Annotated in this window: 28 protein-coding genes; 19 read left to right on the top strand and 9 right to left on the bottom strand. The window is 67.9% G+C overall.

Features of this window, described 5'->3' with window-relative positions; translation table 11 throughout:
- Positions 1–72: 72 nt before the first annotated feature.
- From WC597_RS08920 to WC597_RS08890, 7 genes are all read left to right on the top strand, one after another.
- Entirely contained in the window at positions 73–336 is a 264-nt protein-coding gene (locus WC597_RS08920) for a head-tail connector protein (RefSeq protein WP_372693000.1), read from the top strand.
- A 2-nt stretch (positions 337–338) separates the two neighbouring features.
- Positions 339–629: a phage head-tail adapter protein gene (locus tag WC597_RS08915; protein ID WP_372692999.1), complete on the top strand. Its 291-nt coding sequence runs from the start codon at positions 339–341 to the stop codon at positions 627–629.
- The gene (locus WC597_RS08910; RefSeq protein WP_372692998.1) at positions 626–1039 is read left to right on the top strand and encodes a DUF3168 domain-containing protein; all 414 of its coding nucleotides are present in this window, start codon (positions 626–628) and stop codon (positions 1037–1039) included. Before WC597_RS08915 ends, WC597_RS08910 begins: the two co-directional genes overlap by 4 nt.
- Positions 1040–1124: 85 nt before the next feature.
- The gene (locus WC597_RS08905; protein WP_055753040.1) at positions 1125–1535 is read left to right on the top strand and encodes a phage major tail protein, TP901-1 family; all 411 of its coding nucleotides are present in this window, start codon (positions 1125–1127) and stop codon (positions 1533–1535) included.
- A 90-nt stretch (positions 1536–1625) separates the two neighbouring features.
- Positions 1626–1916, top strand: a complete 291-nt coding sequence (locus WC597_RS08900; protein ID WP_372692997.1) for a GTA-gp10 family protein — start codon at positions 1626–1628, stop codon at positions 1914–1916.
- Entirely contained in the window at positions 1913–2098 is a 186-nt protein-coding gene (locus WC597_RS08895) for a phage tail assembly chaperone (protein ID WP_372692996.1), read from the top strand. The genes WC597_RS08900 and WC597_RS08895 overlap by 4 nt, the downstream gene beginning before the upstream one ends.
- Positions 2088–2636, top strand: a complete 549-nt coding sequence (locus WC597_RS08890; protein WP_372692995.1) for a phage tail tape measure protein — start codon at positions 2088–2090, stop codon at positions 2634–2636. The genes WC597_RS08895 and WC597_RS08890 overlap by 11 nt, the downstream gene beginning before the upstream one ends.
- Before the next feature lie 54 nt (positions 2637–2690).
- Here the strand turns inward: WC597_RS08890 and WC597_RS08885 are convergent, their stop codons facing one another.
- Positions 2691–3410: a DUF805 domain-containing protein gene (locus WC597_RS08885; RefSeq protein ID WP_372692994.1), complete on the bottom strand. Its 720-nt coding sequence runs from the start codon at positions 3408–3410 to the stop codon at positions 2691–2693.
- Positions 3411–3522: 112 nt separating this feature from the next.
- Positions 3523–4155 carry a DUF805 domain-containing protein gene (locus WC597_RS08880; protein ID WP_372692993.1) on the bottom strand — a complete coding sequence of 211 codons (633 nt, stop codon included), beginning with the start codon at positions 4153–4155 and terminating at the stop codon, positions 3523–3525.
- Positions 4156–4286: 131 nt separating this feature from the next.
- Between WC597_RS08880 and WC597_RS08875 the strand changes: the two genes are divergently transcribed.
- From WC597_RS08875 to WC597_RS08840, 8 genes are all read left to right on the top strand, one after another.
- A complete protein-coding gene (locus WC597_RS08875; RefSeq protein WP_372692992.1) occupies positions 4287–4898 on the top strand; it encodes a TIGR02217 family protein in 612 nt (203 codons plus the stop codon).
- Positions 4899–4901: 3 nt separating this feature from the next.
- Positions 4902–5549, top strand: coding sequence for a DUF2163 domain-containing protein (locus WC597_RS08870; protein ID WP_372692991.1), 648 nt, complete (start codon positions 4902–4904; stop codon positions 5547–5549).
- On the top strand, positions 5546–6145 hold the full coding sequence (locus WC597_RS08865; RefSeq protein WP_372692990.1) for an NlpC/P60 family protein: 600 nt from the start codon (positions 5546–5548) through the stop codon (positions 6143–6145). The genes WC597_RS08870 and WC597_RS08865 overlap by 4 nt, the downstream gene beginning before the upstream one ends.
- 169 nt (positions 6146–6314) lie before the next feature.
- Positions 6315–10013, top strand: coding sequence for a glycoside hydrolase/phage tail family protein (locus WC597_RS08860; protein WP_372692989.1), 3699 nt, complete (start codon positions 6315–6317; stop codon positions 10011–10013).
- Between the two features lie 88 nt (positions 10014–10101).
- Positions 10102–11025, top strand: coding sequence for a DnaJ C-terminal domain-containing protein (locus WC597_RS08855; RefSeq protein ID WP_372692988.1), 924 nt, complete (start codon positions 10102–10104; stop codon positions 11023–11025).
- A 46-nt stretch (positions 11026–11071) separates the two neighbouring features.
- Positions 11072–12229, top strand: coding sequence for a phosphoserine transaminase (locus WC597_RS08850; protein ID WP_372692987.1), 1158 nt, complete (start codon positions 11072–11074; stop codon positions 12227–12229).
- A 132-nt stretch (positions 12230–12361) separates the two neighbouring features.
- Positions 12362–13657, top strand: coding sequence for an adenylosuccinate synthase (locus WC597_RS08845; protein ID WP_372692986.1), 1296 nt, complete (start codon positions 12362–12364; stop codon positions 13655–13657).
- Positions 13658–13731: 74 nt separating this feature from the next.
- On the top strand, positions 13732–14544 hold the full coding sequence (locus WC597_RS08840; RefSeq protein ID WP_372692985.1) for a two-component system response regulator: 813 nt from the start codon (positions 13732–13734) through the stop codon (positions 14542–14544).
- Positions 14545–14592: 48 nt separating this feature from the next.
- Here the strand turns inward: WC597_RS08840 and rpoH are convergent, their stop codons facing one another.
- On the bottom strand, positions 14593–15480 hold the full coding sequence (rpoH, locus tag WC597_RS08835) for an RNA polymerase sigma factor RpoH (RefSeq protein ID WP_135193456.1): 888 nt from the start codon (positions 15478–15480) through the stop codon (positions 14593–14595).
- Between the two features lie 296 nt (positions 15481–15776).
- Here rpoH and WC597_RS08830 point away from each other — a divergent pair, with 296 nt between their 5' ends.
- Positions 15777–17360, top strand: a complete 1584-nt coding sequence (locus WC597_RS08830; RefSeq protein WP_372692984.1) for a DUF5605 domain-containing protein — start codon at positions 15777–15779, stop codon at positions 17358–17360.
- Between the two features lie 25 nt (positions 17361–17385).
- Positions 17386–17520 (top strand): hypothetical protein, encoded by a 135-nt coding sequence (locus WC597_RS08825; protein ID WP_372692983.1) that lies wholly within the window; start codon positions 17386–17388, stop codon positions 17518–17520.
- Here WC597_RS08825 and WC597_RS08820 read toward each other — a convergent pair.
- From WC597_RS08820 to WC597_RS08810, 3 genes are read right to left on the bottom strand one after another with little or no spacing between them, the layout of a single operon-like run.
- Positions 17517–17822: a GNAT family N-acetyltransferase gene (locus tag WC597_RS08820; RefSeq protein WP_372692982.1), complete on the bottom strand. Its 306-nt coding sequence runs from the start codon at positions 17820–17822 to the stop codon at positions 17517–17519. The two genes, WC597_RS08825 and WC597_RS08820, sit on opposite strands and share 4 nt — an antisense overlap.
- An 8-nt stretch (positions 17823–17830) precedes the next feature.
- Positions 17831–18823, bottom strand: coding sequence for an RluA family pseudouridine synthase (locus WC597_RS08815; protein WP_372692981.1), 993 nt, complete (start codon positions 18821–18823; stop codon positions 17831–17833).
- Positions 18820–19329: a hypothetical protein gene (locus tag WC597_RS08810; RefSeq protein WP_372692980.1), complete on the bottom strand. Its 510-nt coding sequence runs from the start codon at positions 19327–19329 to the stop codon at positions 18820–18822. The genes WC597_RS08815 and WC597_RS08810 overlap by 4 nt, the downstream gene beginning before the upstream one ends.
- On the opposite strand from WC597_RS08810, the gene WC597_RS08805 reads away from it, so the two are divergent.
- On the top strand, positions 19328–19573 hold the full coding sequence (locus WC597_RS08805; protein ID WP_372692979.1) for a hypothetical protein: 246 nt from the start codon (positions 19328–19330) through the stop codon (positions 19571–19573). The two genes, WC597_RS08810 and WC597_RS08805, sit on opposite strands and share 2 nt — an antisense overlap.
- Before the next feature lie 317 nt (positions 19574–19890).
- Here WC597_RS08805 and fba read toward each other — a convergent pair whose 3' ends face one another.
- The 3 genes from fba to gap form a co-directional block, all read right to left on the bottom strand.
- Positions 19891–20976: a class II fructose-bisphosphate aldolase gene (gene fba / locus WC597_RS08800; protein ID WP_372692978.1), complete on the bottom strand. Its 1086-nt coding sequence runs from the start codon at positions 20974–20976 to the stop codon at positions 19891–19893.
- A 144-nt stretch (positions 20977–21120) separates the two neighbouring features.
- The gene (gene pgk / locus WC597_RS08795) at positions 21121–22317 is read right to left on the bottom strand and encodes a phosphoglycerate kinase (RefSeq protein WP_372692977.1); all 1197 of its coding nucleotides are present in this window, start codon (positions 22315–22317) and stop codon (positions 21121–21123) included.
- A gap of 164 nt (positions 22318–22481) precedes the next feature.
- Complete coding sequence (gap, locus tag WC597_RS08790; RefSeq protein ID WP_372692976.1) at positions 22482–23489, bottom strand: type I glyceraldehyde-3-phosphate dehydrogenase; 1008 nt, start codon at positions 23487–23489, stop codon at positions 22482–22484.
- Between the two features lie 257 nt (positions 23490–23746).
- Between gap and WC597_RS08785 the strand changes: the two genes are divergently transcribed.
- Positions 23747–23899 (top strand): hypothetical protein, encoded by a 153-nt coding sequence (locus WC597_RS08785; RefSeq protein WP_372692975.1) that lies wholly within the window; start codon positions 23747–23749, stop codon positions 23897–23899.

Below are 23899 nucleotides of genomic sequence, written 5' to 3'. Positions count from 1 at the left end.
GTCTCGCCTGCGGCTCGACCACCCTCCCCCGTGGGGGAGGGAGAGGTCTGATTTTTGACAATGGAGATTGCCATGGCGCAGCCGGTGACGGTGGCGGAGGCGAAGCTGTTTCTGAGGGTCGAGCATGAGGCCGAGGATGCGCTCATCCAGACCTTGATCGCGGCGGCGCAGGCGAAGGTCGAGGGGGATGTGGGGTTGGGCCTGACATCGACCTCGCCGGCGCCGTTGCGGCTGGCGATCCTGATGCTGGTGCTGCGGGCCTATGAGCGGGGGGAGCCGGTGACGGTCGAGCCGGTCGAGGGCTGGGTCGCGCCGTATCGCGTGGTGAGGTTGTGAGAGTGTTGGCGGGGCTGTTTCAGCCGGTCGAGGCCGAGACGCCCTATGGCGGGCGCAGCGTTACGTTCGAGGCGGTGGGGTCGGCCTGGCTGAAGTGCGGGGCGCGTCGGCGGACCGAACGCGGCGAGGGCGATCAGAGGCGGGCGGTCGAGACGATGGGTGCGGAGGCGCGGGCGGATGCTCGGCTGATGATCGGGCGCGTGTTGCGCTTCGGCGGGGCGGACTGGCGGATCGTCGTGATTGAGGACGCGCGGCCGGGTCGGGCGACGCTGGATCTGGAGCGGGTGCGATGAGGGATCACGAGAGCGCGCTGCAGAAGGCGGTGCTGGCGGCGCTGAAGGGCGACGCGGCGGTTGAGGCGCTGTTGGGCGGGCGGGTTTGGGATCAGGCGCCCGAAGACGCAGAGTTTCCGCATCTGGTGATCGGGCGGTGCGAGAGCCGGCCGGTGGCGGCGGACGGGGGCGGGGTCGAGCAGCGGCTGACGCTGACGGGCGTGTCGCGGTTCGCGGGATCGGAGGAGGCCAAGGCGGTGGCGGCGGCGGTGCGGGCCTGTCTGCACGAGGCGGTGCTGGAGGCCGATGGCGTGCGGACGGCGACGCTGAGGGCGACGTTCGCGGATGTGTTTCGGGCGGGTGACGGGCGGCGGACCTATGCGGTGGTGCGGCTGAGGGCGGTGACGGAAGAGGTGAATGGTGAGTCGTGAGCCGTGACTGTAGCCGGCCTGCGAACGGCTGGTCGTCACGGCTCACGATTCACGACTCACCACCAACGAGCAAAGCGAGGACAGAATGACGGCACAGGCCGGCAAGGACATGCTGCTGAAGATCGAGGGCGCGCCGGGCGTGTTCACGACGGTGGCGGGGTTGAGGGCGCGGACGATTTCGCTGAACGCGAAGACGGTCGATGCGACGGACGGCGACAGCGCCGGGCGGTGGCGCGAGCTGCTGGCGGGGGCGGGCGTGAAGTCGGCGGCGGTGTCGGGACAGGGCATCTTCCGCGATGCGGCGTCGGATGCGCTGGTGCGCGAGGCCTTCTTCGATCAGGCGGCGAAGCGGTGGCGGCTGATCGTGCCGGACTTCGGCGTGCTGGAGGGGCCGTTCCTGGTGGCGGCGCTGGAATACGCCGGCGAGCATGAGGGGGAGGCGACGTTTGCGCTGAGCCTGGCCAGCGCGGGGGCCATCGGGTTCAGCGCGATATGAGGCCTCGTGAATGGTGATGCGTGAATCGTGAGGCGAGGCATTGATCACGCATCACGATTCACCGCTCACGAAATCGAAATCGGAGATGTGATGAACGGCGTGCGGGGTGAAATGCTCGTTGAAATCGGCGGCGAGCGGCGACGAGTGTGTCTGACGCTGGGGGCGCTGGCGGAGATCGAGACTGAGCTGGGCGTCGATGGGCTGGCGGCCGTGGCGGAGCGGATGAAGACGCTGTCGGCGAGGGATCTGATGGTGGTGCTGGCGGCGGTGTTGCGCGGGGGCGGGGACGAGGCGCCGAATGTGGCCGGCGTCGATCCGCGCGAGGCGGCGGTCGCGGTGGCGCAGGCGTTTGCGGCGTCCTCCGGTCAAGCCGGAGGATGACGGGCGTGACGCCGTGGGACGAGATGCTGAGGCTGGCGGCGGCGATGGGCGTTGCGCCGGAGGCGTTCTGGCGGCTGTCGCTGAAGGAGTGGCGAATGCTGACGCAGGCGCCGCGCGGGACGGCGCCGCTCGGGCGTGACGGGCTGGCGCGATTGATGGAGGGTTGGCCGGATGGCGGATGAGTTCGGGCGGGACGGGATCGATCAGGTCGCGTTGAGAGCAGCGGAGGCTGGGGCGGCGCTGGAGGCGCTGAAGGCGCCGGCGCAGGAGGCGGCTGACGCCATCGAGGAGGCGTTCGGGCGCGCGGGCGACAGCCTGACGCGGTCGCTGGCAAGGGCGGCGGCGGATGGGGAGGTGTCGCTGGCCGAACTGGCGCGGGCGGTGCTGAACGCGGTCAATGCGGCGGCGGGGTCGCAGGTCGGCCCAGGCGGTGGACTAAGCGGCGCGATCCAGTCGGTGCTGTCCAGTTTCGGCGGGGCGCGGGCGGACGGCGGGCCGGTACTGGGCGGCGGGGCCTATCTGGTCGGGGAGCGCGGGCCGGAGGTGTTTCGACCCGCGACGGGCGGCGAGATCGGGCCGGTTGGCAGTCTAGCAGGCTCGGGCGGCGGGGTGACCGTCAATGTGGCGGTGGACGGCGGCGCGCCGGCCCTGCTGCGGTCCGAGGCGCAGATCGCGCAGATGCTGGCGCGGGCGGTCAGTCTGGGTGCGCGGCGGATGTAGAAACGCCGCCCCGTCGAGGACGGGGCGGCGCGGAGGTCGTTCAGGCGTTGAGGCCTATTCGCCCTTGGGGTTCGGGCCGAAGCGGTTTTCGCCCTTCTGGCTGTCCGTGATGCCGACCCACAGCAGGAAGGCCAGGTTGACCAGCATGATGATGCCGAAGATGCCGAACGCCGGACCCATCATGGACAGGGCGGCCATCGGGTTGTTCTCGTAATAGCTCTCGTCCATGCCGCTGGCGGCGATGCCGGCGACCATCATGACGGCGGCGGCGATGCCCAGCACGATGGAAGCGGCGTAGGGGATGGCGACCAGCCAGCCGGTCTTGCCCATGTCGTGCAGGCGCTTCACCGAAATGGCCAGGTTCGACCAGATCAGGGCCAACGAGATCAGCGCGCCGATAAAGGGAATGAAGTTGAGCACTATATTGGCGCCGAAAATGATCAGGAAGCCGATCCAGAAGTGCGAGCGGCGCAGGCGGCCGTCGAACGACAGCATGGCGGACTTGAAGTCGAAGCCCGAGCCGGGTGCGCCGACAGCGGCGGAGGCGGCCGAAGTGGCGTAACCGCCGGCGACGCCGGTGGTGGTCGCAGCGCCCGCGAGGATCAGGATCTGGGTGGCGACGCCGCCCTCGGGCACGAAGTCGACGCGGACGCCGGACGTGGGCACGGCCGGCGACTGGAGCGCGGCCGAGGTGAAGTCGTAACGGGCGCCGTCGTCGCCGCTGATCAGGCCGGCGCCGGTCGTGGCGTCGTAGCTGAGAATTTCACCGCGCACGGAGGTCTCCTTGATTGTCGCCGCCGAGCGGCAGTTTGCGAACTTCGCCGGACGACGTGCGCCGGACAGGACTGAAAGGTCAAGCTTGGCGAACGGTTCCTGAGAATTTCTCTCAAATTGCGATTTGGCCCATGCCCGTGGGCGGCGCGCCGTGGATGTTCACGGCCGGTTGCGAGGGCAAAAGGCTGACGACAAAGAGGAACAGCCCGCCGACGTAGGGAATGAGACCGATCAGCACGAGCCAGCCGCCGAGGCCGACATCGTGGAAGCGACGGATCAGAACGGTGACGCCGGGGAGGATCAGCCCCGCCATGACGATGCCCGCCAGCGCGATGCCGGTCATGCTGAGCGCCTGCATGTCTCGTCCCGTCTCCGCATCGATGATCACGAGAACGAGGACGGGCGTGAAGAGCAGGAACAGGATGAGGGTGTGGAACAGGGCGAAGGACCAGTATTCCTTGCGCCGGGCGCGCCCGTTTCCATCGACGTATTTCGTGGTTACGCAGCGACGGAAATAGCCCCACAGGCCCAGGTCCGGCTCGGGCGCGATGACGACGGGTTGGGGGCGGGCGTCCTGCAGAACGATCAGGTCGGTCGCCGCGCCGTCGTCCGCGACGACGAAATCGACGCGGCGTCCGACCGCCAGATCCTGCGACCGGGATGAAAAATCGTAGCGGGCGAGGTCGTCGCCGCTGACCAGGCCGACGCCGGTTTCGGGATCGTGCCGGAGAATCTCACCGCGCATGGGGGACTCGCGCCGTCGTCGCGGGCCCCAAGCTCAGAACATCGCTTCTCATGTCTCGATCCAAGGGGCGCGGCCGGTGCGCCGTCGTCGAACCTTGGCCGAAGACGGAGGCGGCCACAATGGAGACGGCAATGGCTTTTCACGAGGTGCGCCTGCCTGCGCGGCTGGCGTTCGGTTCGACCGGCGGGGTGGAGCGACGGACGGAGATCACGACGCTGGCGTCGGGGTTCGAGCGGCGTTCGACGCCCTGGGCGCTGGGGCGCAGGCGGTATCTGATCGGGGCGAACCTGAGGTCGCTGGACGACATGGCCGAGCTGGTCGCCTTCTTCGAGGCGCGACGGGGGCGGCTGTACGGGTTTCGGTTCAAGGACTTCGCCGACTTCAAGTCGTGCGTGCCGGGCGGGACGGTTTCGGCCGGGGATCAGGCGCTGGGTGTGGGCGACGGGGTGCGGACCGCGTTCGATCTGGTGAAGCGATATGGCGACGTGGAGCGGCCTGTCAGCAAGCCGGTCGAGGGATCGGTGCGGGTGGCGGTCGGGGGCGTCGAGGTCGCGGATTTCACGGTGGATGAGACGACGGGGGCGGTGACGCTGGAGCGCGCGCCGGGTGCGGGCGTCGAGGTGACGGCGGGCTTCCAGTTCGACACGCCGGTGCGGTTCGACTCTGATCGGATCGAGACGACGCTGGAGAGTTTCGAGGCCGGGCGGATGGCGGCGGTGCCGCTGCTCGAGGTTCGGGTCTGAACCATGCGGAACATACCGGAAGAAATGGCCGCCCGCATCGAGAGCGGGGCGGCGACGCTGTGTCATGTCTGGCGGCTGGAGCGGGGTGACGGGGCGGTGATGGGGTTCACCGATCACGACCGGGACCTGGTGTTGGACGGCGTGGTCTGTCGGGCCGCGAGCGGCTGGACGGCGGGGGCGGGCGAGAGCGCCGTGGGGCTGGCGGCGGGGTCGGTCTCGGCGGCGGGGGCGCTGGACGACGATGCCATCAATGAGGAGGATGTAGCGGCGGGGTTGTTCGATGCAGCGACGGTCGAGTTGTGGCGGGTGGACTGGGCGCGGCCGGATCTGAAGGTGCGGCTGTGGGGGGGGATGCTGGCGAAAATCCGACGCGAAGGGGGTGGGTTTGTCGCCGAGCTTGAGGGGCCTCTGGCGAAGCTGGAGCGGGTGGTCGGGCGGACCTATGGGCGGATGTGCGATGCGCGGCTGGGGGATCAGCGGTGCGGGGTCGCGGAGACGGCGGGGCGGGTCTGCGACAAGCGGTGGGCGACCTGCGTCGGGACGTTTGCAAATGGGGTGAACTTTCGCGGCTTCCCGAATGTGCCGGGGGACGACTTCCTGACGGCGTATCCGGCCGGGAGTGCGCGTAACGACGGCGGGAGCCGGCGGTGAGGGGTGGAGCGACGAAGAACTCTCCCTCCCCCCGCGGGGGAGGGGCGTCAGCGCGCAGCGATGACGGGGTGGGGACGGCAGGGAGAGCGGACTCGGAGTGCCGGGCCCTTCCCACCCGGTCTCACCTCCGGCTCGCCCCCCCTCCCCCGCGGGGGGAGGGAGAGGTTGGTGCGCTTGTCGTTGCATCGGCCCGATCCTGGCTCGGCACGCCGTATCGGCATCAGGCCAGCGTGAGGGGTGTGGGGGCGGATTGCCTGGGGCTGGTGCGCGGGGTGTGGCGCGAGGTGGCGGGCGAGGAGCCGGAGATCTTGCCGGCCTATTCGGCGGACTGGGCCGAGGTCGGCGGGCGCGAGACGTTGCTGGAGGCGGCGTGGCGATGGCTGAGGCCTGTCGCAGTCGATGAGATGCGGACGGGGGACGTTCTGCTGTTTCGCATGTCTGCGGGGGCGGCGGTGAAGCATTGCGCCATTCTAAGCGCGGTTGTGGGACCGGAGCCGAGGATGATCCACGCCTATTGGGGGCGGGCGGTGGTCGAGAGCTGGATGGGCGTTTGGTGGCGGCGACGGCTGGTCGCGGTGTTTCGATTTCCGGATTGAACATCTCCCTCCCCGACCGGGGAGGGCAGGGCGAGCCGTAGGCGAGACCGGGTGGGGCGGGCAGGGCGATACACGCGCGGTCCGTGCGGCCTTGCCGGGCCGCCCCCACCCGGCCGCTGCGCGGCCCCCCTCCCCCGCGGGGGAGGGAGACGATTTTGAGGAGGCGTAGATGGCGCAGGTTGTTCTGAGCGCGGTCGGCCAGCAGGTCGGCGGCGGGATCGGGCGGGTGATCGGCTCGACCCTCGGGCGGGCGATCGACAATCGGGTAGTGGGCTCGCTGGGGCCGGCGCGGCAGGCAGGGCCCCGGCTGGAGACGCTGAAGGTTCAGGGGACGGCGGAAGGGTCGCCGATGGCCTGTGTGTTCGGACGGGCGCGGGTGACGGGTCAGGTGATCTGGGCGGCGCGGTTCCTGGAAAACAAGAACAAGGGACGGGCGGGCAAGGGCGGGCCGAAGACGGTCGACTATGTCTATTCTCTGAGCTTCGCCGTGGCCCTGTGCGAGGGCGAGATCGACGGGGTCGGGCGGGTCTGGGCCGATGGGCGGCTGATGGACATGACTGGCGTCGTGATGCGCGTGCATCGCGGGGGCGAGGGGCAGACGCCGGATCCGTTGATCGAGGCGGTCGAGGGGGCGGCGCCGGCCTATCGCGGCACAGCCTATGTGGTGTTCGAGGATCTGCCGCTGGGGCCGTTCGGGGATCGGGTTCCGCAGCTGAGTTTCGAGGTGTTTCGGCGGCCGAGGGGGCAGGCGGCGCGGCTGGAGGACATGTTGGAGGGCGTATGCCTGATCCCCGGCGCGGGGGAGTTCGCCCTGGCGACCGAGGCGGTGGTGAGGCGCGAGGGGCTGACGCGGACGCGGCCTGAGAATGTGCACAACGGCGAGGGGCGGGCGGACCTGATCGCATCGTTGGATCAGCTGCAGGCGCAACTGCCGAACCTGAAGCGGGTCAGTCTGGTGGTCGGGTGGTTCGGCAGCGATCTGAGGGCCGGGGAATGCCGGGTGCGGCCGGGGGTGGAGCGGCGCGACAAGGCGACGGAGTCGATGGCCTGGTCCGTGGCGGGGGTGGCGCGCGAGGACGCCTATGAGGTCAGTCGGGTGGAGGGGGCGCCGGCCTATGGCGGGACGCCGTCGGACGAGAGCGTGCGTCAGGCGATCCGCGAGCTGAAGGCGCGGGGGCTGGAGGTGACGCTGTATCCGTTCGTCTTCATGGACTGCCCCGGCTATCCGTGGCGCGGGCGTGTGGCGGGCGTGGACGGGGCGGGGGCGACGGCGGAGATCGCGGCCCTGTTCGGCGGGACCGAGGATTGGGGACTGCGGCGGATGGCGCTGCACTATGCCCGGATCGCGGCCGAGGAGGGGGCGGACGGCGTGTTGATCGGGTCCGAGATGCGGGGCGTGACCTGGACGCGGGATGCAGCTGGGGGCTTTCCGGCGGTGGTTCAGTTGCGGGCGCTGGCGGCGGAATGCCGGGCGGTGGTGGGGCCGGGCGTGGCCCTGTCCTATGCGGCGGACTGGAGCGAATATTTCGGGCGGCAGGCGGGCGGGGAGGTGGTGTTTCATCTCGATCCGCTGTGGGCAGATGAGACCATCGATCATGTGTCGATCGACTGGTATCCGCCGCTGACGGACTGGCGCGAGGGGGGCGGGGGCGTGGATGCGGCGACGTTCGGTGGGGCGGCGGACCCGGCCTATCTGGCGGCGCGCGTCGCGAGCGGTGATGGGTTCGACTGGTATTATGCGAACGAGGCGGATCGGGTGGCGCAGGTGCGGACGCCCATCGTCGATGGGGCGTATGGCGAGGACTGGGTGTTTCGGCCCAAGGACCTGAAGGGGTGGTGGTCGAACCGGCACCATGACCGGCCGGGCGGGGTTCGGAGCGCGACGCCGACGGCCTGGGTTCCGGGGATGAAGCCGGTGCGGCTGTCGGAGTTCGGCTGTGCGGCGGTGGACCGGGGCGGCAATGCGCCGAACCTTTTTCAGGACCCCAAGAGCAGCGAGAGCCATCTGCCGCCGGGATCGACGGGCGTGCGAGACGACGCGGTGCAGCGGGCGGCGCTGGAGGCGGTGCTGGGGCATTATGTGGACCCCGAGAACAATCCCGCATCGAGGGTCTATGGCGGGCGGATGCTGGAGGCGGCGGACGCCTGGTGCTGGGACGCGCGGCCGTATCCGGCGTTCCCGGCAAGGGGGGATGTCTGGGCGGACGCAGGCGCGTGGCGGGCCGGGCACTGGCTGAACGGGCGGTTGGCGGGGGACCGACGCGACCTGATCGAGGCGGTGCTGAGCCGGGGCGGGCTGACGCCGGAGGAGATGTCGGTCGAGGGCGTCGAGGGGGCGGCGGCCGGCTATGTGATCGACCGGCCGATGCGGACGCGCGATGCGCTGGAGCCGTTGCTGGCGGCGTTTGACGCGGTGGCGGCTGAGCGTGACGGACGGGTCGCCGTGCTGGGGCGTGTGGAGACGGTGGCGGAGATTGCGGGCGAGGCGCTGGCCTTGCCCGACGGCGGCGCGGCGGAGACGGCGACGCGGACGCTGGAGGCGCGCGCGGGCGAGGCGCGGGTGCGGTTCATCGACGAGACGGCGGACTATCAGACCGGGGCGGTGGTCGTGCGGTCGGAGGATGAAGCGGCGACGGCGGGCGGGATCGATCTGGATCTTCCGCTGGTGTGCGGCGGCGGATTGGCGAAGGCGGCGGCGCAGCGGGCGCTGGATGGCGACGGCGTGGAGGCGAAGACCCTGGCGCTGGGGCCGCTGGAGGCCTTGCGGCTGGAACCGGGGGACGGGGTGCGGCTGGAAGGTCGGCCGGGTGACTGGCGCGTGATGCGGACGACGGCGGACGAGACGCCGTCGGCGGTGCTGGAGCCGGTGATCGCGCGGCGGGTCGTCGAGGATGACGGGGTCTGGCGTGGGGGCGAGACGCCGGCGGTGGTCGGGGCGCCCTTCGTGAGGGTGATGGATCTGCCGCCCTTGATCGGACGTGAGGAGGATGGTCGGCCGGTCGTGGCCGTGGCGGCTGAGCCTTGGCGGACGATGCGGCTGCATGCGGGGGCATCGGCGGAGACGCTGACGGCGCGGGCGGATGTCGAGACGACGGCGACGGTCGGGGTGCTGGTCGCCGCGCTGGGGCCAGGGGTACAGCATCGCTGGGATGAGGCCAATGCGGTGGTCGTTCGGGTCGAGGGTGCGGCGCCGGAGAGCGCGGTCGAGGCGGCGGTGCTGGGTGGCGGCAATGCGCTGGCGGTCGAGACGACTTCGGGCTGGGAGATCGTGCAGTATCGGTCGGCGGTGCTGGTCGGGCCGGGGACGTGGCGGCTGACGGGTCTGTTGCGCGGGCAGCAGGGGACCGAGGCCGAGATGCGGTCGGGCGCCGAGGCGGGATCGGTCGTGGTGTTCCTGGACGACCGGCTGGCGCGGGCGGAGATCGGACGAGGGGAGCGGGGCCTGCCGCTGGTCTGTCGCGCGGGACCGGCCGGGGCGGCGCCGGGCGTGGCGGGGTTCAGCGAGGCGGCCTTTACGTCGAGGGGCGGGCATGACCGGCCGTGGTCGCCGTGCGGTCTGGCGGTTGAAGCATCAGCGGATGGGTTGGAGGTCCGCTGGACGCCGCGCGTGCGGCTGTTTGGCGACGGCTGGGATGGCGAGACGGCGGCGGTCGATCCCATGCGGTTTCGGCTGCGGGTGCTGGATGATGATGTCGTGGTTCGGACGATGGAGGTTGAGGGGCGGTCGGCGTCCTATGCTGCGGCGGACCTGGCGGCGGACTTCCCCGAAGGCGTGACGGCTACGACGCGGATTGCAGTGACGCAGTGGGGCGAGGGGTTCGGCTGGGGTCCAGAAGCTGAGGTCGGGGCGGAAATTGCGCTGGTCTGAGCAAATAGGGTGGGTCCGGCCCTTTGCGGCGGCTAAGGCATGGCTTAACTGACGGCCTCTCGGTTTTTCAGTTGGAGCGGCAACGGACGTGGCAGGCGACCCCTACAAGGAACTGGGCGTTTCGAAGGGCGCGAGCGCGGACGAGGTCAAGAAGGCGTATCGCAAGCTCGCCAAGGAGTTGCATCCCGACAAGAACCCCGGCGACAAGATCACCGAGGACAAGTTCAAGCGGGTGACGGCGGCCTTCGATATCCTGGGCGACAAGGACAAGCGCGCCAAATACGACGCGGGCCAGATCGACAACGACGGCAACGAACAATATCGCGGCTTCGGCGGGGGCGGTCGTGCGGGCGGCAGTCCCTTCGGACAGGGCGGCGGCTTTGCGGGCGCCGGCGGACCGGGGGGGCGCGGCAACTTCGAAGGCGTCGATCTGGACGACCTGTTCGGCATGTTCGGCGGGGGTGGGCGCCAGCGCGGCGCGCGGGACTTCACCTCGCGCGGCCAGGACGTGAAGGCGACGCTGGACATCAGCCTCGAAGACGCCATCGCGGGTGCGACACGGCGGATCCAGTTCTCGGACGGGCGCACTCTGGACGTGACCATTCCCAAGGGCGCGTCGGAAGGCCAGACGATCCGTCTACGCGGGCAAGGATCGCCGGGGCGCGGGGCCGAGAACGGCGATGCGCTGATCGAGCTGAAGATCGAGACGCATCCGATCTACAAGCGCGACGGCGCGGACCTGACGATGGATTTGCCGGTGTCGGTTCCCGACGCGGTGCTGGGCGCCAAGGTGCGGGTGCCGACGCCCGAGGGCGTGGTGCAGATGACGATCCCGGCGGGGTCGAACTCGGGCAAGATCCTGCGGCTGAAGGCGCGGGGGGCCTATGCGGCGGGCAAACGCGGGGATCTGCTGGCGCGGCTGGTGGTGACGCTGCCGGACGAGCCGGACGAGGCCCTGACCCGGTTCGCCGAGGAATGGCGGGCCAAGCGGCCCTATACGCCGGGACGTTGAGCGCGCTCAAGTCGCGCGAGGCGCGGTAGCGCCAAGGGGAAAGAGCATGATCGTGAAGCCTGATGTGAAGCCGGCGCGGCCGTGGTTTTCGGCGGGGCCGACGGCCAAGCGGCCGGGGTATGCGCTGGTCGCCTTGCCGTCGAATCTGCTGGGTCGGGGTATTCGCGCGCCGGAGGTCGTGGAGCGGTTCGCGCATGGCCTGCGGCTGACGCGCGAGGTGCTGGAAGTGCCCGAGAGCCATGTGATGCTCTATACGCCGGGGTCCGATACCGGCGCGGTCGAGGCGGCGTTGTGGGGGATGCTGGGGCAACGGCCGGTGCAGGTCGTGGCGTTCGAGAACTTCGGCCTGACCTGGCTGGCGGACGTGAAGGATCATCTGGGGCTGGAGCCCGAAGCGTTGACGGCGCCGTGGGGCGAGCTGCCGGATCTGAGCCAGGCGGACTGGTCCAGGGACGTGGTGTTTCCGTGGAACGGCACGACCTCGGGCGTGCGCGTACCGGACGCCGACTGGATTTCCGACGACCGCAAGGGGCTGGCCATCTGCGACGCGACCTCGGCCGCCTTCGCCATGCCCTTGCCGTTCGACAAGCTGGATGTCGTGACCTTCAGCTTTCAGAAGGCGCTGGGCGGCGAAGCGGGCATCGGCGTGATGGTGTTGTCGCCGCGCGCGATCGAGCGGCTGGATACGTATCGGCCGGATCGGGCGATACCGAAGTTGCTGCGGCTGACGGACGGCAAGGGGTTCGACCGGGCGCTGGCGGACGGGGTGGCGATCAACACCTTCTCGATCCTGACCATCGAGGACTGGATCGACGCCCTGGACTGGGCGAAGGGCATCGGCGGTCTGAGCGAGTTGATCCGGCGCACGGACGCCAACTATGCGGCATTGGCGGCGTGGGTCGAGAAGACGGACTGGATCGCCTTCCTGCCGGATCGGCCGGAGATCCGATCGACGACTTCGGTCTGCCTGAAGTTCACCGATGCACGGATCGCCGCGCTGGACGCCGAGGCGCAGAAGGCCTTCGTCGTGCGGTTCAAGGCCTTGCTGGAAGACGAGGCGGCGGTCTTCGACATGGAGCCCCACCGCAACGCGCCGCCGGGCCTGAGGCTATGGTGCGGCTGCACGGTCGAGACGGCCGATGTGGTCGCAGCGACGCCGTGGTTGGAATGGGCGTTCGAAACGGCGGTCTCGGAGATCGGATAAATCCGACTTCTGGGACGACATCGGATGATTCCCCCGCTATAGGCTGCGCCCGCATTCAGATCGCCGCGAAGATGCGGCGCCTGCTGGTTTTGACGCGTTCTCCGAGGAGAACGCTAAGGCGGAGTACGGACCTTGGCGAACGTAGCGGTGGTCGGCGCCCAGTGGGGCGACGAGGGCAAGGGCAAGATCGTGGACTGGCTGTCCAACCGCGCCGACATGGTCGTGCGGTTCCAAGGCGGTCACAACGCGGGCCATACGCTGGTCGTGGACGGCAAGGTCTACAAGCTGGCGCTGCTGCCGTCGGGCGTGGTGCAGGGCAAGCCGTCGATCATCGGCAACGGCGTGGTCGTCGATCCCTGGCATCTGGTCGGCGAGATCGAGAAGATCCAGGCCCAGGGCGTGGCCATCAGCCCCGAAATCCTGACCATCGCCGACAATGCCTGTCTGATCCTGCCGATCCACCCTGCGCTGGACGTGGCGCGCGAGGCGGCGGCGAGCGCGCCGGGGGCCAAGATCGGCACGACCGGGCGTGGCATCGGTCCGGCCTACGAGGACAAGGTCGGGCGTCGCGCCATCCGCGTCTGTGACCTGGCCAACGAAGACGACCTGAGGGTCAAGATCGACAGGCTGCGTTCGCACCACGATCCGTTGCGCGCGGGGCTGGGGCTTGAGCCGATCGACCCCGACGCGCTGCTGGCGTCGCTGTTGGAGATCGCGCCCAAGATCCTGCCCTATGTGAAGCCGGCGTGGCGGGTGCTGGATCAGGCGCAGAAGGACGGCAAACGCGTGCTGTTCGAGGGCGCGCAGGGCGCCTTCCTGGACGTGGATCACGGCACCTATCCCTATGTGACCAGCTCCAACACCGTGGCGGGGCAGGCGGCGGCGGGGTCGGGCATCGGCCCGCGCGGCGTCGGCTATGTGCTGGGGATCGTGAAGGCCTATACGACGCGGGTCGGCGAAGGCCCGTTCGCGTGCGAGCTTGACGACGAGGTCGGAGAACATCTTGCGACCGTCGGCCGCGAGGTCGGGGTGAATACGGGCCGGGCGCGTCGCTGCGGCTGGTTCGACGCCGTGCTGGTGCGTCAGTCGGTGGCGATCAACGGCATCGACGGCATCGCCCTGACCAAGCTGGATGTGCTGGACGGGTTGAAGACGCTGAAGATTTGCGTCGGCTACAAGGTCGATGGCGAGGTTCTGGACTATCTGCCGTCCAGCCTGAAGGCCCAGGCCGCCGCCGAGCCGGTGTTCGAGGAATTGGAAGGCTGGAGCGAAAGCACCGCCGGGGTCCGCAGCTTCAAGGACATCAACGCCAACGCCATCAAATACGTGCGACGGATCGAGGAGCTGATCGGCGCGCCTGTGGCCCTACTATCGACCAGCCCTGAACGGGACGACACGATTTTGATGCGGGATCCCTTCCAAGGGTGAGGCGACGGTTTCGTTGATTCAACAGGCTTTAACCAGCGCGCGGTAAGGATAACGGCTCCAACCGGGAGACGGACGTGTTCGCCGCCAACGCCAGAACCTTGAGCCGCATCGAACCCGCCGTCAGGCGGGTGGTGATCATCGACCCCAATCTGTCGTCCGCACGACTGCTGACGGACATCATGAAGGGGATGGGCGCGCGCGAGGTCTATGCCGAGACCGACGAGGAGCGGGCGCTTGAGCTGCTGCGCGACGTCGAGCCGGGCATGATCTTCACCGAGCGGTCCGGCGAGACGTTGAACGGCGAGACGCTGGCGCGGCGGATACGCCGGTCCAGCATGTCGTGCCGAATGTCGCCGATCATCATGGTGACGGGCGAGGCGACCGCCGCCGCCATCAAGGGCGCGCGCGATTCCGGCATCCACGAGTTTCTGAGAAAGCCGTTCACGACCGGCGACCTGTTCAAGCGGGTCGAGAACGTCGCGTTGAAGCCCCGGCCGTGGATCGAAGCGGTCGGCTATGTCGGGCCGGATCGGCGGCGGTTCAACTCGGGCGAATTTTCCGGTGCGCGCAAACGACGCAGCGACGGTTCGGCAGGCGGTGGGCCGGCCGAAGTGAAGGATCAGGCGATCCGCATCCTGGTTTCAGCCATGGCGCAGTTCGATCAGGATCCGTCGCAAGCGACGCGCGCCATTCGACAGCAGGCCGAGACGCTGAACGGGCTGGCGATCAAGACGGCTGACGCCAAGCTGGCGATGGTCGTGGCGACGTTGCAGGCCTATCTGGCCGGCGGTCAGGTGACCAAGGTCGGTCTGGCCCAGCCGATCGGCGCCGTGGTCGCAACGGCCAAGGCCGCAGAGCAAACGGCGCTGATGGCGCGAGCGTCCTGAGGCGATAGAGGCCTGTCGCGCCGATAAAGCGCGACAGGTTATTCTCGATCAGGCGTCGACCAGGTTCCGCTCTTCGGCGGCGGCGCGCATGGCTTTTTGCAGCTTCTCGAAGGCGCGGACCTCGATCTGGCGCACGCGTTCGCGCGACACGCCGTACTGGCCGGCGAGTTCTTCCAGGGTGACGGGGTCGTCCTTGAGGCGACGTTCCGTCAGGATGTGCTTCTCGCGATCGGTCAGCTCTTCCATTGCCTCCTGAAGGAGGCTCATGCGGATGCCCTTTTCCTCGTCTTCGGCGAGTTGGGTTTCCTGGGACACGGCCGTGTCGTCAGCCAGCCAGTCCTGCCATTCGCTTTCACCGTCGGCGCGCAGGGGCGCGTTCAGCGAGGCGTCGCCGCCGAGGCGACGGTTCATGTTGGTCACCTCTTCCTCGCTGACGCCCAGTTTGGTGGCGATGGCGGCGAGGTGTTCGGGGTGCAGGTCGCCTTCCTCGAAGGCCGAGATCTGGCTCTTGGCCTTGCGCAGGTTGAAGAACAGCTTCTTCTGCGCAGCCGTGGTGCCCATCTTCACGAGGGACCAGCTGCGCAGGATGTATTCCTGGATCGAGGCGCGGATCCACCACATGGCGTAGGTGGCCAGGCGGAAGCCCTTGTCCGGGTCGAACTTCTTGACGGCCTGCATGAGGCCGACATTACCCTCGGAAATCACTTCGCCGATCGGCAGGCCGTAGCCGCGATACCCCATGGCGATCTTGGCCACGAGACGAAGGTGCGAGGTCACGAGACGGTGGGCGCTCTCGGCGTCCTGGTGTTCGGACCAGCGCTTCGCCAGCATGAACTCCTCGTCCTTGGTCAGCATCGGAAACTTGCGGATTTCCGTCAGATAACGCGACAGGCCTTGTTCAGGCGACATCACCGCGAGCGTACTATTGGCAGCCATATACAGGTCCCTCCGACCGTCTAAACGAGCGGGCTCTTCGTCATCGGCCACGGTGCGTGCGCCGAAGTCTCACCCCTCAACCGGTGAAGTAGCGATGGGTTGCCGCCATTTTTAGAGGCGGATCGTCACACGAAAGCGTGACCGTGGCCCTGGCGCCACTCGCGCCGATCAATGTCCTATATAGAACTTTGTCAGTTGCTATTCAAGATGCGCCGACGCGGCAGGCTGACGCGCTTGTCGCCGTCGCCTTGCGCCCTGTATGACACCGGTAACAAATGACTCCTGGGGAGGAGCGAATGGGACTTGAACTGACACGCAGGGGCGCGCTGGCGACGGCGGCGGCCTTGGGATTGGCAGGGACGGTGCAGGCGGCGACGCCCGAACGGGTTGAGCGATGGGGGCTGTTCGAGGTCGCACTGGAGGCGACGGTCCCGGGTAATCCATACGCGGTCGAGGTCGTCGGGGTCTTCACCGACGGTCGGACCACGGTGCGGGCGCCTGGCTTTTTTGACGGGGATGACACCTGGCGCATCCGGTTCTCGCCGCCCGAGACGGGGGCGTGGCGTTGGACAAGCGAAAGCGCTGTTGCGGCGCTGAACGGTCGGTCGGGTCAGCTCGAGGCGGTGGCGCCGTCGTCTGGCAATCACGGGCCGGTCGGCGTGGTGGAGACCTATCATTTCGCCCACGCGGACAGGACGCCGTTCCGCCAGATCGGCACGACCGCTTACGGCTGGACGCACCAGCCGGAGGCGAAGCGGCGGCAGACGCTTGAGACGCTGAAGGTCGCGCCGTTCAACAAGATGCGGATGCTGGTCTTCCCCAACGCCTCGGTGAAGACGAACGAGGCTCTGTTCCCGTTCGAGAAGACCGGATCCGGCGACAAGGACTGGGACCTGACGCGGTTCAACCCGGCCTATTTCCGACGGCTGGAGTCCTGCGTGGCGGCGCTGGTGGACCTTGGAATCCAGGCGGACGTGATCCTGTTTCACCCCTATGACGGCAAATACGGGTTCGACGAGATGCCGATCGAGGCGGACGACCGCTACGTCCGCTATGTCGTGGCGCGGCTGGCGGCCTATCGGAACGTCTGGTGGTCGATGGCCAACGAGTTCGACATCCTGAAGACCAAGACGGACACGGACTGGGATCGCTTGTTCCAGCTGGTGCAGGCCAACGATCCGTACGGACGGCTGCGATCGATCCATAACTGGCGCAGGCTGTACGACAACGGCAAGCCCTGGGTGACGCATTCCAGCATCCAGAACGGATCGGCCGTTATGGATGATGCGCGGGCCGAGACCTATCGCAGCGTCTGGCAGAAGGCCGTGATCTTCGATGAAGTTTGCTATGAGGGCTCGCTGGACGAGCGTTGGGGGAACCTGACCGGGCCGCAGATGGTGCGGGCCTTCTGGCACGGTCTGATCGCCGGGGCCTATGTCGGCCATTCGGAGTGTTTCCCGGTCGATGGCGGCGAGTTCTGGCTGGGCGAGGGCGGGGCGCTGCGTGGCGAGAGCGCGCCGCGGCTGGCCTTCCTGAAGGCCCTCATGGAGGCGGGGCCAAAGCCGGGGGTCGAGCCGATCGACAAATGGTGGGAGCAGCATCTGGGTGGCGTGCCGGGCCGGTACTACCTGCGCTATTTCGGGGATACGGCGCCGACGGAATGGGCGGTCGATCTGCCCCGCGACGAGATCGTCGGCGGCGAGCGGTTCAAGGTCGATGTGATCGACACCTGGAACATGACCGTCGAGGCCGTGCCGGGCGAGTTCACGATGCAAAAGCGCGACGACACCAAATACTTCTTCCGCGATCCGGCGCGACCGACCCTGACCTTGCCGGGGCGGCAATGGATGGCGGTGCGGTTGACGCGCGTGGACGTTTGACGTTCGAACCGCTTAGATGGCAGCCATGAAAAAGAGCGTGCGCGAACGGGTTCTGATCGTTGTCCTGGCCGTGGGGGCAGTCGCCGCCGGCGTGTCGGCCATTGCGATCGTGGGCCTGTTCGTCATGGCCATGACCGGGGTGTTCGGCGCCGGATCCTAGATTCCCAGGATGCCGCGATAGGTCGGGTGAACCGCCTCGGCGTGTTCGGGGTGTTTCTGAAGATAGGCGGAGAAGAAGGGGCAGACCGGCAGGATCAGCAGGTCGCGGGCCCTGGCGTCGGCCAGCACATGTTTGGCCAGGCGGCTGGCGATCCCCTGACCCTCAAGCCGTTCCGGGACCAGGGTTTCGGTGATCATCAGATTGGGCGGCGACAGGTTATAGGTGACGATCGCCACCTCGCCATCGACGGGCAGTTCGTAGCGTTTCAGCTCGGCGTTGTCGTGGATTTCGGGATCGAGCATGGCGGGTCTCAGAGTTCGGACAGCAGGGCTTCGAGGCGCAACATATCAGTGGGGGGCGCGGTTTCGAAGCGCATCTGTTCACCGGTGACGGGATGGACGAAGCCGAGGACGGCGGCGTGGAGGGCTTGGCGCGACAGCTCCGCCTCGGCGATGGCGGCGCGCACGGGGATCGCCGGACTGCCGGAGCCATAGGTCGCGTCGCCTAGAATGGGCGAGCCCTTGGACGACAGGTGGACGCGGATCTGGTGGGTGCGGCCGGTGTGCAGGGTGCAGGCGACTCGGGCGGCCATGGGTGCGCCGCCGGCCTTGGCCGGTTCGCCGAAGGTGGTCTGGACGACATAGTCGGTGATGGCCTCGCGGCCGCCGGCCTTGAGCACAGCCATCTTCTTGCGGTCGCCGGTGGAGCGGCCGATGCGGGTCTCGATCCGGCCCTTGGACGGCGACGGTGCGCCGCGCGTCAGGGCGATGTAGGTGCGCTCGATGTCGTGGGTCGCGAACAGGGCGGACAGGCCCTGGTGGGCGCGGTCCGTCTTGGCGGCGACCATGACGCCGGAGGTGTCCTTGTCCAGCCGGTGGACGATGCCGGGGCGGGCGACGCCGCCGATGCCCGACAGGCTGTCGCCGCAGTGGGCCAGAAGGGCGTTGACCAGGGTGCCGTCGGGCGTGCCGGGCGCCGGATGGGCGGCCATGCCTGCGGGCTTGTCGATGACGATAAGGTCGGCGTCCTCGTAGAGGACGGTCAGGGGGATGGCCTGCGGCTGGGGCGTGGCGGGGGCCACGGGCGGAAGGGCGACGACGTAGAGGCCGGGCTGGGCCTTGGCCGAACCGCCAGTCAGGACGACGTCGTCGCGGGTGACGGCGCCGTCGGCCAGCAGGGCCTGGAGCCGGGCGCGCGACAGGGTCGGGAAGGCGTCGGCCAGCGCCTTGTCCAGGCGGACGCCGGACGCGTCGATGCGCGCCTCCAGCACCTCGGCGGACGAGACATCGTCCTCGTCAATCACGATTCTCGTGCCGACGTCAGCAGCAGGGCAAGCCAGTTCGCGCGTTCCTCGGCGTCGGCGGCGTTGAGCTGGTCAATGGCAAACTTGGCTTGATCCACGAGGTCTTGCGCATCGGCTCGCGTGATTGCGCCGCTCGCTGAGTAATCCGCCCAGTGTCTTCGCTTCTGTAGATTGACGAATGCTACGGCGACATCTCGCAACTCCTGCGACGCGACCGCGATTCCGAGCGCGGCCTGTATCTTGGGCGCGAGAATCGCCTTGTCGATGGCTTCGCATCCTTGCCGCATTCGGGAATGCTCGAACGCGCGATAAATCAAGGAGTAGCGCGATGTCTTGCGTTTGGTCCGCCCCACAAGCGTATCCGCGCCTTTGGCCGCCAGCGCATGAAAAAGGGCGTAGTAGGCCGTCGAGACCGCGCGACGGAGCGATGCCTGGTTGGGTGCGCCCTTGCGCCTTGATCCCACGAGACCGTTGGCGACCGTCAACAGAGCCTTGGCGTCAAGCATGATGGGCGGCGCGCCACTCTTCGGGAGAAAGCACCTCAAGGATTGGGTAACGCTCATCGCCAAGCTCAAGCAGACGATCACGAATCGCCTGGGTGAAGCGCAGACGAGTGATAGCCCAGGCTTGGCGATCATCTGGACGTTTGATGGCTGTGCGAATTACCCAACTGGCTCCGGCATCATCGTTTCGCTGACTTATCTCTGGCGTCTCTATTGTCAGTGGTGCAGGTCGAAGCGATTTCGCTGACTCAACGACCAAGCTTCGGACATGTTCTGGCGAGAGCGAACTTTGCATGCGGTCATTTTTGCACGAAGTTGAGTGCCGTCAAAGCCAGACAACGAGTGGTTCGCATGCAAATACCCAAACTGCGGTCGGCGGTCGCCGTGGCGGCGCGGGGCAGTCGCACGACCATGAGCAAGGACCAGTGCCTGACCGGAGGCTGGAGGAGAGATCCGCGATGCGCGTCGCAACGCCCGAGACGCACGCGACGCGCTGGACCGGGCCGAATGGGACGTTCGCCGGGTGCGGCGCGAACTGAGCGGTCGCTACCCGGTCTAGACGTCTCAGCCGGCCTTGACGGATGCGCCGCGGAAGGACGGATCCAGGTCGCCCGAGGCGTAGCGTTTGGCCATCTGGGCGGTGGAGAGCGGACGGATCGTGGACGCCTGGCCCTCGCAGCCGAACTGGACGTAGCGCTCCATGCAGAGCTTCTTCATCGCCTCCTTAGCGGGCTTCAGATAGAAGCGCGGATCGAACTCGCCCGGCTTTTCCGCCAGCGCTTTACGGATCGCGCCGGTGATGGCCATGCGGTTGTCGGTGTCGATGTTGACCTTGCGCACGCCGTGCTTGATGCCGCGCTGGATCTCCTCGACCGGCACGCCCCAGGTCTGGGGCATTTCGCCGCCGTACTGGTTGATGATGTCCTGCAGGTCCTGCGGCACGGAAGAACTGCCGTGCATCACCAGGTGGGTGTTGGGCAAGCGGCGGTGGATTTCCTCGATCACATTCATGGCCAGGACTTCACCGTCCGGCTGGCGCGAGAACTTGTAGGCGCCGTGACTGGTGCCCATGGCGATGGCGAGCGCATCAACCTTGGTGGCGGCGACGAAATCGACGGCCTGGTCCGGGTCGGTCAGCAGTTGCGAATGGTCGAGGACGCCCTCGAAGCCGTGGCCGTCTTCGGCTTCACCCATGCCGGTCTCCAACGAACCCAGCACGCCCAGTTCACCCTCGACCGAAACGCCGCAGGCGTGGGCCATTTCGGTGACGCGGCGGGTGACATCGACGTTGTACTCGTAGGAGGCTGGGGTCTTGGCGTCCTCTTCCAGCGAACCGTCCATCATCACCGAGGTGAAGCCGTACTGGATGGCGGTGGCGCAGGTCGCCGGGCCGTTGCCGTGGTCCTGATGCATGCAGACCGGGATATGCGGATAAAGCTCGGCCAGGGCGTCGATCAGCTTGGCCAGGACGATGTCGTTGGCGTAGTTTCGGGCGCCGCGCGAGGCTTGAATGATCACGGGAGCATTGACCTCGTGGGCCGCCTCCATGATCGCCAGACCCTGTTCCATATTGTTGATGTTGTAGGCGGGCAGGCCGTAGTCGTTCTCTGCCGCGTGGTCGAGCAGCTGTCGCAGCGTGATGCGCGCCATTGGGTAGTCTCCTGAGCCGAGTAGTCTTTTTTGATTGGGCGAGAGACTAGCCGCGCGGCGTGTTGAAGTCACGCCGCGTTACAACCGCTTTTCGTTCCAGCCAGACGATAGGGCGCAGGCGTGATCCGCCTGCATCGCCGCCGATCAGTCGCGCAGGGCCTCGACGCCGGGCAAGGGTTTGCCCTCCATCCATTCCAGGAAGGCGCCGCCGGCGGTGGAGACGAAGGTCAGGTCGGCGGTGACGCCGGCATGGCTGACGGCCGCGACGGTGTCGCCGCCGCCCGCCACCGCGATCAGGGCGCCGGTCTTGGTGCGTTCGGCGACGTGCTTGGCCGCCGCGACGGTGGCGGCGTCGAAGGGCGGCACCTCGAACACGCCCAAGGGGCCGTTCCAGATCAGGGTCTTGGACGCGTCGATGGCGGCGTTCAGGCGGGCGACGGTGTCGGGACCGGCGTCCAGGATCTTGTCGTCGGCAGGCAGCGGCTCGCCGGTCTTGATGGTGCGGGCGTCGGCGCCGGGCTTGACCTCGGTCGCCACGACGACATCGACCGGCAACAGGATTTCGCAGCCCTTGGCTTGGGCTTCAGCCAAGATCTCGCGCGCCGTGTCGGTCATGTCCTTTTCGGCCAGCGAACCGCCGATATCGACGCCTTGCGCATAGAGGAAGGTGTTGGCCATGCCGCCGCCGATGGCCAGCCGGTCCAGCTTGCCGACCAGGTTCTTCAGCAGGTCCAGCTTGGTCGAGACCTTGGAGCCGCCGACGATGCCGATGACCGGCTTCTGCGGATTGCCCAGAGCGGCGTCCAGTGCGTTCAGTTCGCGTCGCATGGATTCGCCGGCGTAGGCGGGGATGTGGTGGGCGATCCCTTCGGTCGAGGCATGGGCGCGGTGGGCGGCCGAGAAGGCGTCGTTGACGTAGAGGTCGCCCAGGTCGGCCAACTTTTGCGCGAACACGGGGTCGTTCGCCTCTTCCGCCGCGTGGAAGCGCACGTTTTCAAGCAGGACCACGCCGCCGGCGTCCAGGTCGCGGATGGCGTCCACGGCGTCCGGGCCGATGCAGTCGTCGGCGAAGCGGACGGGCGCGCCGAGCAGTTCCTCCAGCGGCTGGACGACCGGCTTCAGGCTCATTGACGGGACGCGCTGGCCCTTGGGACGGTCGAAGTGGGCCAGCAGGGCGACCTTGGCGCCTGCGTCGCGCAGACGCTGGATCGTCGGCAGGGCGACCCGCAGCCGGGTGTCGTCCGTGACCTTTCCGCCCTCCATCGGGACGTTGAAGTCCACGCGGACCAAAGCCGTCTTGCCGGCGAGGTCGTGAGCGTCGTCGAGGGTGCGGAAGGTCATGATCGTTTCCCTGTCTCCTCCCTGTCGCGAAGCGATGGGGAGGTGGCGCGGCGCGCTTGCGCCGTGACGGAGGGGCTCTGGCCCCGAGTTCGGTGCGGTGGAAAGAGCCCCTCCACCACTTCGTGGTCCCCCTCCCCACGCTGTGGGGAGGAGACGTTTTCGGCTTACAGGAACTTCGCCATCACCAGGGCCGTGTCGGCCATCCGCGTCGCAAAGCCCCATTCGTTGTCGTACCAGCTGAGGACACGAGCGAGCTTGCCGTCGACGACCTGGGTCTGGGGCAGGGCGGCGGTGGAGGAGGCGGGGATGTGGTTCAGGTCGTGCGAGACCAGCGGATCGGTCGTCGTGAACAGGACGCCCTTCATCGGACCGTCGGCGGCGGCCTGAAGCGCGGCGTTGATCTCATCGACCGTCACGTCGCGGCTGGAGACGACCTTCAGATCCACGACCGAGACGTTCGGGGTCGGGACGCGGATCGACGAGCCGTCCAGCTTGCCCTTCAGTTCCGGCAGGACCAGGCCCAGGGCCTTGGCGGCGCCGGTCGAGGTCGGGATCATCGACAGGCCGGCGGCGCGGGCGCGATACAGGTCCTTGTGCATCGTATCCAGCGTCGGCTGGTCGCCGGTGTAGGAGTGGATGGTGGTCATATAGCCGCGCTCGATGCCGAACAGGTCGTTCAGCACCTTGGCGACCGGGGCCAGGGCGTTGGTGGTGCACGAGCCGTTCGACACGACGATGTCGTCGGCGGTCAGGACCTCATGGTTGACCTTGAAGACGATGGTCTTGTCGGCGCCGTCGGCGGGGGCCGAGACCAGGACGCGCTTGGCGCCGGCCTTCAGGTGGGCGCTGGCCTTGTCCTTGGAGGTGAAGATGCCGGTGCATTCGAAGGCGATGTCCACCTTCAGTTCGGCGTGCGGCAGGTTGGCCGGGTCGCGTTCGGCCGTGACCTTGATCTTGCCCGTGCCGACGTCGATCCAGTCTTCGCCCGAGGTCACCGTGCCGGGGAAGCGGCCGTGAACCGAATCGTAGCGGAACAGGTGGGCGTTGGTCTCGACGGGGCCCAGATCGTTGATCGCCACGACTTCGATGTCCGTGCGGCCGTGCTCGACGATGGAACGCAGGACAAGGCGGCCAATGCGGCCGAAACCATTGATGGCGACGCGAACGGTCATGGGAGGCTCCTCTGAACGGTAGGTGTTGAGCGGTGTATATAGGTTGGCGTCTCAATGGAGCGGTCGCGGATGGGTTTCAACCCCGCGCGCGTAACATGATGTGATGGACGGTTACGCTTCCAGATGCGGCGTTGTCAGCTTTGGGCAAGAAACACCCTTGAGGCGGTTCTTTTCGAGATAATGCGCAAAATTTTTGCGACAGGGGTTGTGCCTGTCCAGCGCCTATGGTTTCTTGGCGTCAGAACAGGGAGCCACCCGTGGCCACGATGACGCGCGACATGATGAAGGGGCGAACCGCGAAGGCGGTGGCGGCCGTTCGCGCGCCGGCCGGCCTGGAAAGCCCTGTATTCCTCATTACCCTCGTACTTCTCGGCCTGCTTACGCAAGCGGCGTGGATGCACGCGACCTGA

The sequence above is a fragment of the Brevundimonas sp. genome (assembly GCF_041648115.1).
Lineage (GTDB): Bacteria > Pseudomonadota > Alphaproteobacteria > Caulobacterales > Caulobacteraceae > Brevundimonas.
This window is presented reverse-complemented; position numbering and strand designations above follow the sequence as displayed.

Excerpts from the sequence above, each read along its gene's own strand:
- WC597_RS08825 (WP_372692983.1), top strand. The coding sequence starts at position 17,386 with ATGAAAAAGAGCGTGCGCGAACGGGTTCTGATCGTTGTCCTGGCCGTG.
- WC597_RS08850 (WP_372692987.1), top strand. The coding sequence starts at position 11,072 with ATGATCGTGAAGCCTGATGTGAAGCCGGCGCGGCCGTGGTTTTCGGCG.
- WC597_RS08920 (WP_372693000.1), top strand. The coding sequence starts at position 73 with ATGGCGCAGCCGGTGACGGTGGCGGAGGCGAAGCTGTTTCTGAGGGTC.
- WC597_RS08890 (WP_372692995.1), top strand. The coding sequence starts at position 2,088 with ATGGCGGATGAGTTCGGGCGGGACGGGATCGATCAGGTCGCGTTGAGA.
- WC597_RS08905 (WP_055753040.1), top strand. The coding sequence starts at position 1,125 with ATGACGGCACAGGCCGGCAAGGACATGCTGCTGAAGATCGAGGGCGCG.
- WC597_RS08895 (WP_372692996.1), top strand. The coding sequence starts at position 1,913 with ATGACGGGCGTGACGCCGTGGGACGAGATGCTGAGGCTGGCGGCGGCG.
- WC597_RS08870 (WP_372692991.1), top strand. The coding sequence starts at position 4,902 with ATGCGGAACATACCGGAAGAAATGGCCGCCCGCATCGAGAGCGGGGCG.
- pgk (WP_372692977.1), bottom strand. The coding sequence starts at position 22,317 with ATGACCTTCCGCACCCTCGACGACGCTCACGACCTCGCCGGCAAGACG.
- gap (WP_372692976.1), bottom strand. The coding sequence starts at position 23,489 with ATGACCGTTCGCGTCGCCATCAATGGTTTCGGCCGCATTGGCCGCCTT.
- WC597_RS08830 (WP_372692984.1), top strand. The coding sequence starts at position 15,777 with ATGGGACTTGAACTGACACGCAGGGGCGCGCTGGCGACGGCGGCGGCC.
- rpoH (WP_135193456.1), bottom strand. The coding sequence starts at position 15,480 with ATGGCTGCCAATAGTACGCTCGCGGTGATGTCGCCTGAACAAGGCCTG.
- WC597_RS08910 (WP_372692998.1), top strand. The coding sequence starts at position 626 with ATGAGGGATCACGAGAGCGCGCTGCAGAAGGCGGTGCTGGCGGCGCTG.
- WC597_RS08820 (WP_372692982.1), bottom strand. The coding sequence starts at position 17,822 with ATGCTCGATCCCGAAATCCACGACAACGCCGAGCTGAAACGCTACGAA.
- WC597_RS08900 (WP_372692997.1), top strand. The coding sequence starts at position 1,626 with ATGAACGGCGTGCGGGGTGAAATGCTCGTTGAAATCGGCGGCGAGCGG.
- WC597_RS08805 (WP_372692979.1), top strand. The coding sequence starts at position 19,328 with ATGATGGGCGGCGCGCCACTCTTCGGGAGAAAGCACCTCAAGGATTGG.
- WC597_RS08880 (WP_372692993.1), bottom strand. The coding sequence starts at position 4,155 with ATGCGCGGTGAGATTCTCCGGCACGATCCCGAAACCGGCGTCGGCCTG.
- WC597_RS08875 (WP_372692992.1), top strand. The coding sequence starts at position 4,287 with ATGGCTTTTCACGAGGTGCGCCTGCCTGCGCGGCTGGCGTTCGGTTCG.
- WC597_RS08860 (WP_372692989.1), top strand. The coding sequence starts at position 6,315 with ATGGCGCAGGTTGTTCTGAGCGCGGTCGGCCAGCAGGTCGGCGGCGGG.
- WC597_RS08810 (WP_372692980.1), bottom strand. The coding sequence starts at position 19,329 with ATGCTTGACGCCAAGGCTCTGTTGACGGTCGCCAACGGTCTCGTGGGA.
- fba (WP_372692978.1), bottom strand. The coding sequence starts at position 20,976 with ATGGCGCGCATCACGCTGCGACAGCTGCTCGACCACGCGGCAGAGAAC.